This window comes from Secundilactobacillus paracollinoides (genome assembly GCF_001702155.1).
Taxonomy (GTDB): Bacteria; Bacillota; Bacilli; order Lactobacillales; family Lactobacillaceae; genus Secundilactobacillus; species Secundilactobacillus paracollinoides.
In genome coordinates this window covers 1,262,526-1,279,691 of the sequence record NZ_CP014912.1, presented here as the reverse complement: position 1 = coordinate 1,279,691, position 17,166 = coordinate 1,262,526, and the positions used below count along the sequence as shown (strand labels likewise).

At 48.9% G+C, this 17,166-nt stretch carries 15 protein-coding genes, 1 pseudogene and 1 riboswitch; of the genes and pseudogenes, 6 read left to right on the top strand and 10 right to left on the bottom strand.

The window, feature by feature from the left end; translation table 11 throughout:
- Positions 1-50 precede the first annotated feature (50 nt).
- Positions 51-479 (bottom strand): HAD hydrolase-like protein, encoded by a 429-nt coding sequence (locus AYR61_RS15690; protein WP_054707610.1) that lies wholly within the window; start codon positions 477-479, stop codon positions 51-53.
- Positions 463-711 carry an HAD hydrolase-like protein gene (locus AYR61_RS15685; protein ID WP_054707613.1) on the bottom strand — a complete coding sequence of 83 codons (249 nt, stop codon included), beginning with the start codon at positions 709-711 and terminating at the stop codon, positions 463-465. Before AYR61_RS15685 ends, AYR61_RS15690 begins: the two co-directional genes overlap by 17 nt.
- A 126-nt stretch (positions 712-837) precedes the next feature.
- A riboswitch (Fluoride riboswitch) is annotated at positions 838-901 on the top strand.
- A gap of 85 nt (positions 902-986) precedes the next feature.
- Here AYR61_RS15685 and eno point away from each other — a divergent pair.
- Positions 987-2,273 (top strand): phosphopyruvate hydratase, encoded by a 1,287-nt coding sequence (eno, locus tag AYR61_RS05375; RefSeq protein ID WP_065902023.1) that lies wholly within the window; start codon positions 987-989, stop codon positions 2,271-2,273.
- Positions 2,274-2,359: 86 nt separating this feature from the next.
- Positions 2,360-4,637 (top strand): annotated as a pseudogene (locus tag AYR61_RS05370) (HAD-IC family P-type ATPase).
- A 127-nt stretch (positions 4,638-4,764) separates the two neighbouring features.
- Here AYR61_RS05370 and AYR61_RS05365 read toward each other — a convergent pair.
- Positions 4,765-5,535: a hypothetical protein gene (locus tag AYR61_RS05365; RefSeq protein WP_065902021.1), complete on the bottom strand. Its 771-nt coding sequence runs from the start codon at positions 5,533-5,535 to the stop codon at positions 4,765-4,767.
- Positions 5,536-5,688: 153 nt separating this feature from the next.
- On the opposite strand from AYR61_RS05365, the gene AYR61_RS05360 reads away from it, so the two are divergent.
- Positions 5,689-6,528 (top strand): SDR family oxidoreductase, encoded by an 840-nt coding sequence (locus tag AYR61_RS05360; RefSeq protein ID WP_065902019.1) that lies wholly within the window; start codon positions 5,689-5,691, stop codon positions 6,526-6,528.
- Between the two features lie 71 nt (positions 6,529-6,599).
- Here AYR61_RS05360 and AYR61_RS05355 read toward each other — a convergent pair whose 3' ends face one another.
- Together AYR61_RS05355 and AYR61_RS05350 are read right to left on the bottom strand one after the other, a co-directional pair.
- Positions 6,600-7,553 carry an amidohydrolase family protein gene (locus AYR61_RS05355; protein ID WP_065902017.1) on the bottom strand — a complete coding sequence of 318 codons (954 nt, stop codon included), beginning with the start codon at positions 7,551-7,553 and terminating at the stop codon, positions 6,600-6,602.
- A 12-nt stretch (positions 7,554-7,565) separates the two neighbouring features.
- Positions 7,566-8,402 carry an alpha/beta fold hydrolase gene (locus AYR61_RS05350; RefSeq protein WP_065902015.1) on the bottom strand — a complete coding sequence of 279 codons (837 nt, stop codon included), beginning with the start codon at positions 8,400-8,402 and terminating at the stop codon, positions 7,566-7,568.
- 140 nt (positions 8,403-8,542) lie between these two features.
- Here AYR61_RS05350 and AYR61_RS05345 point away from each other — a divergent pair, with 140 nt between their 5' ends.
- A complete protein-coding gene (locus AYR61_RS05345; RefSeq protein ID WP_054707633.1) occupies positions 8,543-9,088 on the top strand; it encodes a TetR/AcrR family transcriptional regulator in 546 nt (181 codons plus the stop codon).
- A 412-nt stretch (positions 9,089-9,500) separates the two neighbouring features.
- Here the strand turns inward: AYR61_RS05345 and AYR61_RS05340 are convergent, their stop codons facing one another.
- Complete coding sequence (locus tag AYR61_RS05340; protein ID WP_065902011.1) at positions 9,501-10,475, bottom strand: zinc-binding dehydrogenase; 975 nt, start codon at positions 10,473-10,475, stop codon at positions 9,501-9,503.
- Positions 10,476-10,675: 200 nt separating this feature from the next.
- Here AYR61_RS05340 and AYR61_RS05335 point away from each other — a divergent pair, with 200 nt between their 5' ends.
- Positions 10,676-11,275: a sugar O-acetyltransferase gene (locus AYR61_RS05335; RefSeq protein ID WP_065902009.1), complete on the top strand. Its 600-nt coding sequence runs from the start codon at positions 10,676-10,678 to the stop codon at positions 11,273-11,275.
- Positions 11,276-11,718: 443 nt separating this feature from the next.
- On the opposite strand, the gene AYR61_RS05330 is transcribed toward AYR61_RS05335, so the two are convergent.
- From AYR61_RS05330 to AYR61_RS05315, 4 genes are all read right to left on the bottom strand, one after another.
- Complete coding sequence (locus AYR61_RS05330; protein ID WP_065902007.1) at positions 11,719-12,582, bottom strand: helix-turn-helix transcriptional regulator; 864 nt, start codon at positions 12,580-12,582, stop codon at positions 11,719-11,721.
- Positions 12,583-12,658: 76 nt separating this feature from the next.
- The gene (locus AYR61_RS05325) at positions 12,659-13,129 is read right to left on the bottom strand and encodes a heme-degrading domain-containing protein (RefSeq protein WP_065902005.1); all 471 of its coding nucleotides are present in this window, start codon (positions 13,127-13,129) and stop codon (positions 12,659-12,661) included.
- Positions 13,130-13,513: 384 nt separating this feature from the next.
- On the bottom strand, positions 13,514-13,927 hold the full coding sequence (locus AYR61_RS05320; protein WP_065902003.1) for a VOC family protein: 414 nt from the start codon (positions 13,925-13,927) through the stop codon (positions 13,514-13,516).
- 22 nt (positions 13,928-13,949) lie between these two features.
- Complete coding sequence (locus AYR61_RS05315; protein ID WP_065902001.1) at positions 13,950-15,089, bottom strand: Gfo/Idh/MocA family protein; 1,140 nt, start codon at positions 15,087-15,089, stop codon at positions 13,950-13,952.
- A gap of 331 nt (positions 15,090-15,420) precedes the next feature.
- On the opposite strand from AYR61_RS05315, the gene AYR61_RS05310 reads away from it, so the two are divergent.
- Positions 15,421-16,149 carry a DUF554 domain-containing protein gene (locus AYR61_RS05310; protein ID WP_225353268.1) on the top strand — a complete coding sequence of 243 codons (729 nt, stop codon included), beginning with the start codon at positions 15,421-15,423 and terminating at the stop codon, positions 16,147-16,149.
- Positions 16,150-17,166 lie beyond the last annotated feature (1,017 nt).

Below are 17,166 nucleotides of genomic sequence, written 5' to 3'. Positions count from 1 at the left end.
GTGTTTGACCGTGACTTTTTTATAGCCATTTTATCCCGTTATTGTGCGTTCTAGTCTGCATCCAATGCCGCCACCGCAGCCGGTAGCGCTTCAGGTGTGGCAACGATCTGTTCAGCCTGTGCAGCTTGGAGCTCAGCCAGACTGCCAAATCCATACGTGACCCCAATACTGGTCAGTGCATTGGCATGGCCGCCAAGAATGTCGCTGTCCCGATCACCCACCATGATGGCTTGCCGCTGTCCTGTTGCCCCAATATCATTAAGAGCGTACTCAATAATTGCTGCCTTCTTCACGCGTGTTTCGTCAAATGTGGCGCCATAAACACCCTTAAAATAGCTGTTTAGGTGGAAATGATCAATAATCTGCGCTGCAAATGATTCGGGTTTCGCCGTTGCAATGTAGAGGTCGTGATCGCGTTGCAGCTGGGCGAGGGCCTCAGGAACGTGCGCGTAAACTTCATCTTCAAAGAGCCCGCCCATCGCGGTAGTACTCGCGATAGGCCTCTGTTGCTTCTAATGCAACTGCGTGCGAGTAGCCGGCAATGTCTTGGAAGCCCTGCACGAGCGACGGCCCAATGAACCGTCGCAGCGTTGCGTCGTCCATGGTTGGCCGGTTCAGTTGATGAACAGCATACTTGATTGCGTTTACTATGCCCTGCTCCGAATTGATGATCGTCCCATCTAAATCAAAAAGCACTCTCTTATTCGTCATAACCACTCCTTGCTGTTGCTAATACTTCATCTTAACAGGCTGAAAGCGGTTATGAAAGTCATCCAGAATTTTTCATACATTTACATTGTTTTTCAAATAAAAATGGTGTACGCTGTGTTTGTAAAAATAATAACAGGCGATGACGTTCGCCGTAAATAATTGAACCTAATTTGATGACGTCTATTACGGAAGCCCCCGGACGGAAGCCCCCGGTGACTTCTGTAATAGACGTCATCTTTTTTGTTAGGGACATGCATTTTGAAGGGAGAATTATCATGACAGTTGTCATTGAACAAGTAAAAGCACGCGAAATTTTTGATTCCAGAGGGAACCCCACAGTCGAAGCCGATGTCATTTTATCCGACGGGACACTTGGCCGTGCCGAGGTACCATCTGGTGCGTCTACCGGTGAAAAAGAAGCCGTTGAATTACGTGACGGCGGCACCCGACTCATGGGTAAGGGCGTCAGCAAGGCCGTTAACAACGTCAATACTGAAATCAACGCCGCATTAAAGGGCGCTGATCCATTCAATCAAGGCCACATCGACCAACTGATGATTGCCCTTGACGGCACCCCAAACAAAGCCCGGCTTGGTGCCAACGCCATCCTCGGTGTTTCAATGGCGACGGCACGGGCGGCAGCCATTGCCACCCATCAACCACTGTACCGCTACCTTGGCGGGACCGACTTGGAACTGCCGCAAACGTTCCACAACGTCATCAACGGTGGCGAACACGCTGACAACGGCATCGATATCCAAGAATTCATGATCACCCCCGTTGAACGGACCAGCTTCCGCGACGGGTTTGAAAAAATCGCCAATACGTATCACACGTTGAAGAAGGTTATCGAAAAGGCTGGCTATCAAACTGGTCTTGGGGACGAAGGTGGGTTTGCGCCCGACCTGAACTCCTCTGAAGAAGCCCTGCAGATGCTGCACGAAGCCATTGAACAAGCTGGCTACACACCTGGTAAGGAAATCACCATTGCGTTTGATGCCGCCGCATCCTACTTCTACAACAAGAACACCAAGAACTACGATTTCGAAGACAAGACCTACACACCAGCCGAATTAAGCGACTACTATGCGAATCTTTTAAAGACCTTCCCAGAAATTATTTCAATTGAAGACCCCTACTCTGAAGACGACTGGGACAACTTTGCAACCTTTACACAAAAATACGGCAAGCAGGTTCAAATCGTTGCTGACGATCCCGTCTGCACCAATCCTGCATTGATTCGTGATGCCATTTCAAAGGGAATGGCCAACTCGATCCTGATCAAGCTCAACCAGATTGGAACCGTCACTGAAACTCTTGAAGCCATTCGGTTAGCCCGTAAAAACGGCTACACAACCATGATGTCACACCGTTCTGGTGAGACTGGCGACACCTTCGTTGCTGACTTCACGGTGGCAACAAACGCCGCCCAACTGAAGTCCGGTGCCCCTGCCCGGTCTGAACGGGTTGAAAAGTACAACCAACTGTTACGGATCGAAGAAGAATTGGGCGAAGACAGCACGCGATTAGCGCACTTCCCTGACGATGTTTCGTTTGACTAACGCAACACATCCCGGAGCAGTTTGCTTCGGGGCTACATAGTGTCACCTAGCAAGTGACAGTGAATTCTATTGAAGAGGTGATTGCAATGACCACACTGACCGGATTAACCAGCACGGAAGCAGCTAAACGCCTTGCTGATGCAGGCCCCAACGAGGTGCCAGAACCGCAATTCAGCTTTTTTAAAGCCACGATGAAACGCCTGTGGGAACCGTCCGCCTGGATCCTGGAAGCTGCCCTGATCCTCGAAATCGTTTTAGGCAAGGACCTGCAGGCGGGGTTTATCGCCCTAATGTTAGGTTTTGCTGCGCTGAATGGTGCCATTCAAGAAGGTCGTGCGAGCCGCGTCCTTCATGAGCTCTCCCATGACCTCACCGTCACCGTTGCCGTCAATCGCGATAATCGTTGGCAAACCCTTTCGGCACGCGACTTAGTCGTTGGTGACCTGATCAGCCTTCAACCGGGAGACCTGCTGCCAGCCGATGTTCAAGTGCTAACGGCCACCCTCTCACTTGACGAAAGTACCATTTCAGGCGAGACAGCGGCTGTGACTCACCCCGTCGATAGCATTGTCTTTGCTGGCACCGAGGTCGTTCATGGTCAAAGCTTAGCGCGTGTGACCGCAACGGGAGCGGCCAGCCGAACAGGAAAAACGATCAGCCTGGTCAAACAGGCTTCGCCCAACGGCCACCTCCAACAGTTACTCGGTAAAATCATCGGTTATCTCGCGATTCTTGATAGCGTTCTAGCAGTCATTTTAATCATTGCCGCCGTGATTCGCGGTGAAAATTTGATTGCGTTGCTGCCATTTTTAGCCATGTTGTTTATTGCGACGATTCCAATTGCCATGCCCTCAAGTTTTGCCGTCGCTAACGCCGTCGAAGCCAAGGTGTTAAGTCAGCATCACGTTTTGGTCAGCGACCTGACCGGGATTCAGGAAGCAGCTAATTTAAACTTGCTCTTAGTCGACAAGACTGGGACGATCACGGCCAATAAACCGAGTGTTGTCGCCTTTCAAAACACCAGCACACTCACGGATGACGAGGTCCTTGCGCTCGCAGTGGGTGCCACTGATGAACGGCATCCCAGCGTTGTTGACACGGCCATTCAAAATGCCGCTGCTAAGACCGCATCGCCCGCTTCACAGGTCACTAAGTACGTCCCGTTTACACCTGGTCTTGGCTACTCTCAAGCTACCGTCACAGTTGACGGGCAAGCACCAAAGACTGTGCGGTTAGGCGCTTACCGGGTACTCAGCGCTCAAGCAGAAAATACACCGATCATTTCCCGGGAAATACTCTCTCGTGGTCGTTCGGTTGCCGTTTTAGCAGATAACCAGTTGTTAGGTGTGTATATTCTGCAGGACCAACCGCGTTCAACGAGTAGACAGGCCATCGCTGATCTGCAGCAGCGCGGCATTCAGGTCATCATGTTAACGGGTGACCACCAACCAACAGCGGCAACGATTGCTGGTGAAGTTGGCCTTTCAGGGCAAGTTTTATCCTTTAGCGACATCACTGACACCACCGATATCGGCCAACTAGCAGGCATTGCGGACGTCGTTCCAGAAAATAAGCTCGCCATTACAAAACAACTTCAATCGGCCGGCTACATTGTCGGTATGACTGGCGACGGTGTTAACGATGCGCCGGCACTCAAACAAGCCGACGTTGGCATCGCCGTTGAAAACGCGGTCGACCTGGCAAAACAATCAGCCCGGATGGTGTTAATGACACCCGGGTTGACCCCCATTGTCGACATTCTTGATAGCGGCCACCGGGTCTACCAGCGGATGATGACCTGGGCGATCACAAAACTGTCGCGAACTGCTGAACTCACGTTGTTTCTAACACTGGGGTTACCTGTGGTTGGGCAACATCCCGCTTTCACTTAACGCCATGGTGCTTGTCGCTATTTTAAACGACCTGGTCACGCTGGTTCTCGGCACCGACAACACCGTCATTTCCCACCAACCAGAACAGTGGAACCTGAAGAAACTCAGCCGCATCGCCATTCTCTTAGCGAGTGGGTGGACGATCGTGGGCTTTGGTCTTCTCGCTTGGCTGCATGTCACAGGCGTTACACCGGGACGAATCAGCACGCTGCTCTTTATTTACTTGATTTTCAGTGCCATGGTCACCATTCTAATGACGCGAACAACGCGCCATTTCTGGAAAAGTCGCCCAAGTAACGCCGTTGTGACAGCCATTGGCGGTAACTGTGTGCTCACCCTCGTTCTGTCTTGGATCGGGCTTGGTATCGCGCAGGTTACTGTTACTTCGACAATAATCGTGATTGGGCTGGTGCTGCTTACCGGGATCGGGTTGTCGTTCTTGCCGTTGGGGAATTTGGCGAATCAGGATTAACTTAAGTATTTTTTGATGTGACGCAAAAATATGAAAATAAAAAAACGCTGTCTGGAATTCCCGAATTAGGATTCCGGTCGGCGTCTTTTTTGAGTTTATGCGGGTTGATATCGATTTTTCAGAACGTTTAAGCGACGGTCAAATCCCCAATCGACTCCCCATCCGCATTAATCAGCTGCAACCAACTGTTAGTGCCACCAAAGTACAAAAACAGTCCGACTTCATTGACGCTTTTAAGCTGTACATCCGTCGTTGTCACAAAATTCTGATCAAAACTGGCCTTATTTTCATCACGCAATTGCTGCGTAAACCTAGCCGAGAAGCCCAGGGAGCCATCCTTATTTAACGGGGCCTCCGCCTTCATCTGCGCGCCGGCCTTAATGACCAATGCATTGCGTTTCGTCCAGTAGACCGTTGCTTTAGCCCCTTCATGATCAACCGTAAACGGCATGATGGCAATTTCCTGACGCCAACTGTGCCGTGGCTTGCCACCCTTTTTTGTTACTGGTGCATTGGCCAAACTAAGTCCCATAAACGTCAACACTGGCAGCAGGTCATCAAGATACGCCCTAGTTGGTTTTACCTGATTAGTTGGCACCTTGGTTGTCGTCGCTTCGCCCGTGAGTTTAATTCCCGCTTGAATGGCATCATCCGCAATCATGCGTGCGAGGTACTGATAGGGCACATCGGGTCCTGGAGTGATGCTGGCTAGCCTGTCATACTTGCGATTCTTTGCCAACTCAGACACGCCAACTAGTTGGCCCTTTTTAAAGAAGAGGTTGACTGAGCCATCGATTGGCTGCGCATCGCCGTTTCCCAAAACGATTTCCCCCATTGCGTCGTCCAGCTGAATCGTAAACCGATCCGTTTCATAATTACCCGTAAATGATTGTGACATGTCAGCACCTCCAATAATAATACCTTTATCATGAGCTGGTTCAACGACAGAATCAAGGAAAAATACGCCGAGACGAGTCCGTTTTTATTAACCGCTTACATCGCTGGTGATACAATGAGCTCAAGAAAACAAATCGTTACTGGAGGTGTTCATATGACGAACGTCATTGTAATTACCGGCGGCACTGGCGGCATGGGATTTGCCACTGCAAGAAAATTAAGCAGCCGTGAAAATACGGTCATCCTACTCGCTGATTTAAACGGCGCGGCACTCGCAAACGCGAAAACAGCGCTGGCCGGACAAGCAGCCACCATTGAAACTGTCGTCTGTGATATCACATCGGAGGCGGATGTCACCTACATGGCTGATACTGCCGCCAACCTGGGTCACATTTCCGGCGTGATCCACACGGCTGGTGTCAGTCCCAGCATGGGTGATTATCGAAAGATCATTGCCATCAACGCGCTTGGAACCGTCAATGTCGACCAAGCATTTATTGACCTCACAGACCACAATTTTAGTCTGGTGAACGTCGCGTCGATGGCGGGGTATATGCTGCCTAAAATGATGATTCCTAAACACGCTTACAAGACCGTTGACCGGGACTCCGAGATTCTCTACCACCGCCTGTTGCAACGCTGTCAGCTGTTACCAAAAAACAGACGCGCACAGATGGCTTATCCATTGAGCAAAAATTTCGTCATGTGGTATACGGAACACATCTCACCCGTTTACGGTTCCCGTGGCGCCCACGTTGTATCGGTTTCCCCTGGTTCATTTGATACCAGTATGGGCCGCCTAGAAAAGGATAAGGGCGCTGGCGCAATGGTCAACTACGCGGCAATCAAACGCTTTGGCACCCCGCAGGAAGTTGGCGATCTCTTAGCCTACCTAGTCACTGATGCCCCGGCCTATTTAACCGGCACCGATATTTTAATTGACGGTGGCGTTGTCGGACAGTTGCGGTTGCGAGATATGTTGTCTTTAACTTGAACCCAAATACAAGAAAATGCCGCTTCACTCAGTATCAAAATGAGTGAAGCGGCATTTTTAATAAAGTCAGTTTATTTCGTGTTCAACGAGTCCAGTAAGGTTGTCCCATTATCTTTAAAGATCTTGGCCTTCATCGTTTCAGACAATAACCCGGTCGTTTCCAATTGGTCTGCTAAATTCAACACAGCTGGCGTTGGGGTGTAAGGCGTATCTGAAGCGTATAACAGCTTGTCTGGGTCAACCAGTTGTAACAGAGCTGGTAACTGTTGCGGCAAGACCATCCCAGCAACATCAAAGTACAATCCATTCATTGCCGTTTTAATGTCAACTTGAGTATCCGTCAATTCGGGATTCAGTGACTGTGCCAATGACACCCGGTTAGCAATAATTGGTAAAACAGCACCAGCATGTGGGATGATAAATTTAATGTCTGGGTAGCGGGTAAAAATCTGGTTTTGCAGCATATTCAGCACTGTCCGTGTGGTGTCGAAGAAGAATTCAGCAATCGGTGCTGGAATCTGTCCGGCAACGTTTGGATCCAGGTTAGCTGGGGCATTAGGATGCAGTGCAACCAACGCGTGACGCTCGTTTAAGTGCGCCATCATAGCGTCTAACTTCGGGTCACCAACGTAGGTACCGCGACTGTTCGTCGGCAAGGTGAATCCGGTGGCACCGTTTGCGTACGCGTTATCGATGGCCTTGATACTTGCATCGACATACGGGAGTGGTAATGAGGCGAGAAAACCGATCTTATCCGGATACTTGGCGTGTTGTTCCGCCGCATATTCGTTCACTTCACTCGCTAATTCAATCGTCCCGTTTTGGTCACCCGTGTTGATGTGCGGTGATGAAATCGAGATCAAGGAGTAGTCAATGTTGACTTGGTCCATAATTTCCAGCGTTGTATCAATGGTGTATTCAGGTGTTTTCACACCGTCACCCATATCATTGAACTGGTCCTTTAAATATTTTTTGTACCCTGGTGACAGGTAGTGTGCGTGAAAATCAATTTTGTTAAAACTCATCGTATGATTCTCCTATCTGAAAATAGCTTCAAGTGTCGTCGCAAATCCCTCTGGCTTTTGCGCGTAACCCAAGTGACCACCAGGAATGTCATAAATCGTGACACCCCAATAATTAGCCAAGAAACGGTTAACATCTTGTGGATATGACCCGCGAGAATCTGTCCCGTTTAACAGGCTGATCCGGTCACTGTACTGCTTCAACTGGTCAATATCAATCTTTCGACTCGTGTACTGACGAATTTCATACTGGAACCAGAACTTCATCCCAGCTACGGCAGGATCGTCGTTACCATCCAATGAAACGGCCGGCTTCGCCATCATCTTAGCGTCCATTTCGCCCATCTTCATCGCCTTGCCAAACAGCTTCATTGCGGCACCCATATCCTGATCAAAGGCGGCCTTCACAATGGCGTTGTTGTCTGCCTGATCCTGATCGGCAGTTGGCAGGAAACTGTTGATTGGCGGTTCGTGGAAGGCAATCTGCTTCACAATTTCCGGATGGTCCTGCAACGTTTCCATCGCGACGATCGACCCTGAGCTGGACCCCATAATGGAAACGGGCTCGTCTGGGCTAAGCGTCGTTGCCAGTGCGGCAACATCGTCCGCATCCGTCTTCAAGCGGTACGTGCTGTGAATGTCAGCCGCTTCATCAGGCAACGCCTGCGTTAGCTTACTGTCGCCGAAGCCGCGCCGGTCATACGTAACAACGGTGAAATGTTCTTTAAAGTAGGCAGCGGCCTGCGTAAAAATGTTACCCGTACCGTTGGCACCAGGAATCAAGATCAATACCGGACCCTCACCCGTTGTCGTGTAGCTTAAATCAGCACCATCGCGCTTTAAAATTGTCATCAGCAAATCCTCCTTAATGGGTTAAATCTCATTGTTTTTAGTGTTCAAATCAAATTTCATATGGTATCTTTAACTCATGGAATGTAGTATAAACTTATGTCATGAGTTTTGCAAGACAAAAGATTCTGGAGGTCTTTCATTTGAAAAAGGGACAACTAACCCGTGAGATCATTCTTGACCAAGCGGTGACCCTCGCTGGGGAAAAGGGACTTAACAACCTGACGTATAACGGTCTAGCACGAGCCGTCGGGATTCAACCGCAGTCCATGTACCGCTACGTCACCAATATCGCGGATGTGAAGGGCGGCGTTGTGGCCACCTATGTCAGCCATCTCGTCACCTATTTATACCATGAATTGCTGCCCTATTCTGGCAAAGATGCGCTCATCCAGTTGGCACTTAAATTCGTCAGTTTTACACAATCAGGCCTTTCATTTAATGACATGGTCTGGGGCATCTCAGCGTTTGGCGATGATCCGCAAGTCGCAGAGCAAATGACCGCCCTGCACGACTTGTCAGAAAAACTAATCACGGGCATCACAACCGATCAAGACCAGGTTAAGGCGAATACAGCACTATTCCTAGAATTCATCATCGGTCACTTGGGCTTAATGACGGCAAGTTCAAGACCAGTGGATCAGGGGCTGTTTGAACCGAATGTGGAGAGGGTGTTGGACTTGATGTAGAGTGTGAAGCAGGGCGGTTAAGGGGCAGAATGTAACGGACTCCGGCAGAAAATCCCGGGTCTGGATTTTTTGCCGGAGTCCGTTACATGGCCGCCCCTTGCCCTGCTGAACACGTTTAGTCTATATAACCGCGAAGCACAGCAGCCTAGATCACGCTGTATAATAAACCCACAATGAGTGGGCCTGACTTTTTGGTCAAAGTCCGTTACACGTTAATCCCGTGCCTTGCTGAACACGTTCAGTCCATATAACAGAAATACACACCACCCCAAATCAAGCAGAAAACAAAAACCACCCTCCAAAATCTGGCAAGGTGGTTTTAATAGTCAAAACAATAGAATGACGCCGTAATCCCATCACTAAAGACAACCGCGCCGTAACACGTACTGGTCTCAGCGGTTTTCCTTCATGCTCACGGTACCAAAACAATTCGGTTCTGCTTATCCTGCCCAGTCTCCAACGCCGCATGCGCCCACTTGGCATCGTCAAAGTGCTTGATCAAAATCGCATCATCCAATAACAGGCCCTGGCTAAACGCTGCGTTAATCGTCTTAGCTGCCTGTTGCAACTGATCAAGCGACGCATGACTGATCACAAACCCGTTCACGTGCTTTTGATTCATGTAGAAATCGCGCACATTGAACGTAAACAAATTACTCTTTGGTGCGGTGATCAGCGTCGTTTCGCCATTTCTTGCTAAGAGATTGATGTTCGTTTGAAAATCAACATTACCTGAGGTATCAATAATGTGATCAACACCGGCTGGAAGGAGTGCCGTCACCTTTTCCGCAAAATTTTCATGATAGTTGAACGTGCCTTGACTACCAAATTTAGCCAGCTTGGTAAAGTCCCGTTCGTTTGAGGTCGTGACAACGTTTAACCCCATCCGTTTTGCGAGCTGGACCAGCTTGGCACCAACGTGACCGGCAGCGCCCTCAATCAGGACTGATTGCCCAAATTCAGCTTGCATAACGTCGTTTAGAATGATTACTGCGGTTGCTGACGAGTGCACTGAGGCAATTAACTGTAAGTGATCAACGCCGGCCGGTACTGGTGCGAGGCGGTCTGCCGGCACTGCTGCCAAGGTACTCGTCACGCCCTGACGACCATCGTAGCCCATAGCATTCGTCCAGACGCTGTCACCCGGTTTAAACGCCGTAACTGCTGACCCGACAGCGATAACCTGGCCAACCATATCCCGCCCAATAACGTGGGGAAACGCAATATCCGTTTTGTAGGCGCCACTTCGAACATAGGTGTCAACGTGGTCGACCGCCACGCCTTCCACCTGCACCAATACATCCGTTTGCTGAATCTCTGGATCCGGTAATTCTCCCACTTGGATACTGCTGGCATCGCCAAGTTGTTTAATATAGGCCGCTTTCATTGTTCAATATCCTCCCTGACACAAGTTCATTTGGCTGTTTTCGCGTCATTTGATACCTCTAGTTTAATCCCTTTACCTGTATTTTGGATTTATTTTTGCCATTATTTAAAGTTTTTCAGTCAATCCGCCGTCCGATTTCACACCACCAGACGACCTGCTGTAGAATGAAGATACTCAGTAAACAGATAGGAGTCTTTCAAATGACAACAGAATGGGAGAAATGCCTTAACGGTGACCTGTACGATGCACATGATGCGACGTTTAAAACCCATAAGGCTCAAACCTACACCTTTTTAAACGCCTATAACCAAACGGCTTACGACAGTGGTCAGGCTCGCCACGAACTACTGACAAAATACCTTGGCGCAATTGGGCATGATGCCACTATTGGCACGCCGTTTCTGTGTGACATGGCGGCTAACATCTACATCGGCAATAAAGTCTCCGTCAACATGAACTGCAGTTTAATGGACTCAAATCGAATTACCATTGACGATGAGACCATGATTGGCCCAAACGTGCAGATCTATACGGCAACTCATCCTGTGACCGTTGACGACCGACTAAACGCAGACTGGGACGCTCATCCGGAACAACATTTTGTGCGGACCAGAGCCTTGCCCGTCCATATTGAACACCAGTGCTGGCTTGGTGGCGGCGTGATCGTTTTGCCCGGCGTTACGATTGGTGCTGGATCGGTCATTGGCGCGGGCAGCGTTGTGACGCATGATATCCCAGCAGGTGTCGTGGCCGTTGGCAATCCCTGTCATGTGGTTCGGACACTGATTCAACAAGCTTAGGGAAAACAAAATCGCGCCACTGACCATGATTGTTGGGTGTTGTGATGGTTGGTGGGCGATTTTTTGTTTGGCGCTACTGGGCGCTCTGCGGTGTAGACTTTACGCGTTTTGCGTGGCACGAGGCTAACTGTGTGAGTCCCGCTGGGCAAAAAGTCTAGCCCGGACTTTTTGGGGTGATTTTGCTAAGTAGTTTTGGCTACTGCGCGCCCTTGTTACATGGACTAAACGCGTTTCGCAAGGCTGAGGGCTCCTGTGTGAGTCGCTCTGGTCACAAAAGTCAGACTTGGACTTTGTGGGTGATTTTATTGAGTAATTTTGGCAGCTGTGCTCCCTTGTTACATGGACTAAACGCGTTCCGCAAGGCTGAGGGCTCCTGTGTAAGCAACTCTGGTCACAAAAGTCAGGACCGGACTTTTCTGACCAGAGTTGCTTACACTCCGCCCTCAAAGTGCCTTGCTCCACGCTCTGCTCCACGCTCTCGGCGCCACCCCAAAATGCTTCTTAAACTCCCTACTAAAATGACTGGCATCCGAATAAGCCAATCTTTCTGCTACTTGACTGATTTGTGTTTGCGGTTGGCGCAGCAAATTTTTTGCCGCTTCCAGCTTCAAATCGATCAAATAAGCCTGCGGGGATTTTTGGTAGAACTTTCGGAACAGATCCAGCGCGTAGCTTGGGCTAATGTTGTATTTTGACACGATCTTAGCTACCGAAATATGGGTAGGCTCGCTCGCATAATAGATCTGGTTATCCAACTGTTTCTTCATGTCACCCGCAATTTTTTGGCACAACAAGAACTGGTTGATGTTGGTTTCGCGGACGTCAAAATGCGTGTCTTTTTGCACCATATTGACCAGAAACGCAATCAGGTTGATCATCGTCACTTGGATGTTGAGCTTATCCGTCAAACTATACTCGGGTCGAAACTGATCAATCAGCTGTAATGCGTGTCGTTTCAGCCCCTCGTACGCTTCGTCGCCAGCCTTGATGATCCGGTTGGAGAACTGTCTAGTCAACAAATATTTAAGCGTGGGTTCTTCAAGGTTAAAGTGCACCGCAAAGTAGGTCAGCGGGGTCTCACCAATCGCAAAATTATTGTGCCGGATGCCATAAGGAATAATGATGAACTCGCCAGCGTGAACAACCAGCTCACCAATTTCGGACTCCGTGCGCTGGGTTCCCGCGATGATGTACATCAGTTCAAAAGCGAGATGTGCTTCGGGTTTCCAGTGCCAGCCGGGCTGCACCGTTTCTTTATGCCCGCCAAACAATGTAAATTGCGTGTTGATCAGTGGTAATCGCTCCATGATGGCCCTCCTCATTGCACCTTACTAGTTATTAACTGTCCCTAGTTTACAACGAGCAGTCTCGGTTGCCAACGGCCTACTTGATTGGTGTCAAAAACGCGGTTAGTTCGTCAACGATCAACTGGTGGTCTTCCTCTGAAGCCATCCCGGAAACGGCAATCGTGCCAATCAACCCAGTGTCCTTTAAAACCACCGGAAAACAACCGCCAGCAGCCGCAAACTGGTACTTGTTAACAAGACTAGCTTCTTCAATTGAACGCCCTTGAGCGGTCATTTCAAGCTGTTTATGAAGGCTGCTGACGCCGAACTGATACACAACGTTGATTTTACGTTTCAGCCACTCATCGTTATCAATTGCGGTTCCTGGTAATGCGGCGTGAAAGAGCTGCTGGCGACAACGTGTAATATCGATTGTCACTGCGGCGTGCCGTTCTTGTGCCAGTGCTACCAGTTGATTACCGATTGTGAGCGCTGTTTGGTTATCGAATTTTGTGAACTGAAGGGTTGCTTCTTCGGCAACTACTTCGGCCATTGTTGGCATTTTCATTTGTTGATCCTCCTGATTTTGTTAGTGGTTAAACAAAAAAATTAACTGTGAAGTCTTTCTTTGTAACCGTGCCGAAACGTGTTTCGAAAAACTGAAAGCTGCATGTAAGCCAACTCTGGCAAAAATGCTTAGTGCTGGCATTGCTTTGTGGGTCTCTGTCCTCGAGCCGAAACGCGTTTCGGAAAACAGAAAGCTGCATGTAAGCCAACTCTGGCAAAAATGCCCAAGTACAGGCATTTCTGTGTGGGTCTCTGTCCTCGAGCCGAAACGCGTTTCACGAGGCAAGGGGCTCCTGCATAAGGCACTTCGACCCAAAAAGTCAGACCCGGACTTTTCGGGTCAAAGTACCTTATGCTCCGCCCCTTAACCGCCTCGTTCCACGCTCTACCTCATTTGCAACGACTTCCCCGTATACTGCATAAACTCAATCTGATTGCCATCCGGATCCGAGCTCCACAACTGATAGGAGTAATCTGGGCCATACTTGATTTCACTATCGACCGCAAGACCCTTGGCCTCCAAGTCGCGCTTTGTTTGCTGGATGTCGTCGACTTCTAAACTGATGTGCAAAAAGCCGTCCAGATCATAGCCGTGAGTCGCTTTTGGCTGGTTGTCCGGGTCGTAAAAGAGTTCCAAGAATTGTCCCGGTGTGATCTCCAGATACTTGATCCACGGGCGGCCCTGGTCATCTTGAAGTTCAAATTTATCGGTGAATCCCAAACCATCGCAGTAATATGCAACGGCCTTTGCCATATCGGTTACTTTAAATGATGCGTGCGCAATGCGTTTAATTGTCATGATGTTCTCTCCTTAATGTCGTTTAGAATGCCAGAGCACTTTCCTGCGTTGGTCCCCAGAAACCGCGGTCCACATAGCCCGTAAGCAGCGCCTCTGGACGGTCGAACGTAGATTGAAGCTCATAGATCTGCCCAGTCGTTGCACTGATATACATGCCATGAATCAGCTCAAACACGTGGTAGGCCATGGTCATGCTTGCGCGGTGCGGCCGGTCTTGGCGAATTGCCCAAGCCATCTCAGCTGCACCTAATCCACGCGAGTTTTCGCGGTAGCCGTGGGTAAATGGAAAGGCTGTTCGCTCATTTTGCGGTTTTTGCAGATAGTTTTGCGAATCAAAGTTGTTCGGATCCCCCATATTGAGCGTGCCGTCCGACCCGTAAATATCAAGTTGCGGCACCTCAGTTAAAATGTTCTCGGAATTAAAATGAACGGTCGCTAACGTCCCATTCGCATATTCAACGACTGCCGTGAGAATGTTATCAGCAGCGACCGTTGACTTCTCACCAAACCATGGCTTATCGACGCGCTTACCAACGCGGTCAGGCTGATATTTACGGCCGAAACTGGTTACCCGTTTCGCAGGGCCAAGAATGTTGGCCAGCGCCGTCATGTAGTAACAGCCGGTATCAAATGGCAGTGACCCGCCGGCCTGATTCATGTGCGGAAAGATATCCGCATAAACGTCGAAGTCACGGTTCAGTGACACGACTGCTGACAACGGTGTGCCAATTAAGCCCTTATCCACGATGTACCGTGCCGTTTGAATACCAGCACCCAAGAACGTATCTGGCGCCACGCCCAAACGAACATGATGGGCTTCCGCAAGGTCACAGAGTTCCTGTCCCTGTTTCAGGTCAACCGCAATCATCTTTTCGGAAAAGACGTGCTTATCATGTAACAGTGCTTGTTTCGTGACCTCGTAATGCGCTGCAGGGTTAGTTAAATTAATGATCATGTCGATCGATGGATCATCAAGAATGGCCTCGTAACTCATGGGTTTTAAGCCGTACTTTTCCGCCTGCGTATTCATCCGCGCCTCATCGCGGTCATAGCACGCAACCGGCTCAATGATCTTGAATTTTTCTTGCAGGGATTGAATATAAATGTCGCTGATGACACCGCAGCCAATAATAGCCGCATTTAGCGCGTTAATTTCCATCATTTACCTCCTATTGCTAGAGACAGATTTTCTCCAGCATTAAAGTAACCGCTTACATTTTACATAGTAATAAATTTAGCCATTAAAAAAAGGGGCTGATTCGTACAAATATAGCCCTAATTCACAGTCACAAAATTACAAAATTGGCACGGCATTGTAAAAATCTCGCTGTGTTTGCCGGCTTTAACTGGGTAGTTATTTAGCAAAACGATTCATTTTCAGTCAAAAAACACCTGCGACAGCCCCACTAACTCGTAATTGTCTCGACTATCACACACGTGGTACACTTAGTCAATATGGTCAGTTTCTGACCATTTAAACGTGACATAGAGAGGTGAGCATCATTTACATAGTAGGTATCGGCACCATTGTGAACACTGCAGCCGTCCTGGTAGGCGGTTTGATCGGCTACATTTTTCAGCAGCTGCTAAACGATAAGCTGCAAAAAACAATTATTCAGGCCATTGGCGTTGCTGTCATTTTCATTGGTATTGCCGGCGTTTTAAGTCAAATGCTGGTTGTTAAACACGGCCAGGTGGGCACCCATGGTACCTTGATGGCCACCATCTCGCTTGTGGTCGGGTCTTTGATCGGTGAACTGATCGACATTGACCACCAGTTTATTAAATTGGGCGACTGGTTGCGGCGCAAGGTTGGCGCTAAGAGTGACTCCCTGTTCATTGAAGGCTTCGTCAGTGCCACACTGACCATTTGTATTGGGGCAATGGCCATTATCGGTTCGTTGCAGGACGCTGTGAACCACGACCCAACGATGCTGTTTACAAAGGCGATTCTGGACGGCGTTATCGTTGCCATTTATGCAGCGAGTTTTGGTGTGGGCGCAATTTTCAGCAGCATTCCACTCTTTATTTTCCAAATGAGCATCACTTTACTGGCAGTCTTCATCAACCAGTTCCTCACAACCGCGATGACAAACGGCATTTCGTTGGTGGGATCGATGATGATCTTTTGTATCGGCATTAATCTGCTGTTGGATACTAAGGTCAGGGTCGCGAATATGTTGCCGGCGTTGCTGGTGGTGGTGGGATATGCAATGGTGTAGAGTGTGGAGGAGGCCGTTTAGGGGGCGGAGCGTAAGTAGCTTTCGGCAGAAATTCCCGAACTTGGAATTTGTGCCGGAAGCTGCTTACGCAGTAGCCCCCTGGCCTCTGGAACACGTTTCGGCTACGTGGCCGAGAAACGCGGTGCCAAAAGCAATCGGTGAGTTGAAACCACGACTCACAACTGATAAATCCAAAACTATTTTCAACCGTGAGCATAAAAAGACATCCACAAAGAGCTGGTGAACCAGCCTTTGCGGGTGTCTTTTTTCGTTTTGTATTCAATTCGTTTTCCGGGTCCTATCAACCGAGTTATTTCGGCTACTGCGCTTTCTATTTACGTAGCCTAAATGAGTTACAGAAAATTATTGTAGAACTGACGCTAGCCTAATAGTCATAATCGGGAGTCAGCATTTTTGGCAACCGCGTTATTTCGGCTACTGCGCTTCCAATTTACGTAGCCGAAACGTGTTCCAGAAGGCAGAGGGCGGAGCAGAAGCCAACTCTGGCAAAAAATCCAGACCCAGGATTTTCTGCCAGAGTTAGCTTCTGCTCCGCCCTCTAACCGCCTTCTTCCACACTCTGCCTTCTTCCACACTCTTTCCACAAAAAAAGACCCTCCAGCCCCTAAAGCCTTTGCGTCTTTTTTTATGTTGGTCCCATGTCTGAGACACGCTTATATTGTTAAGCTTCTATTCGAAAACCTTTTTAAATTACACCCTCGTTGAATAACGACCCCCCGTTATTCACACAAGATCCCCCGGATAACTCCAATTATCCATCTTGCAATGATGTGACTCATTTCAAAGGTCAAAGTAGTGCTTTATATAAGCCAACTCCTATGTGATAAACCTGAATACTCACAACTCATCGTAGCTTAGACTCAATTCACTATCACTTTATGGGTCTATCATATCGAGAACTCGAATGACCTTCAACCAACAATTCAATTAAAATTGTTTCATTTTAACTACAAGAAAAGTCAAACAAATCCTAATATAATGCGGGTTTCAGCGGGA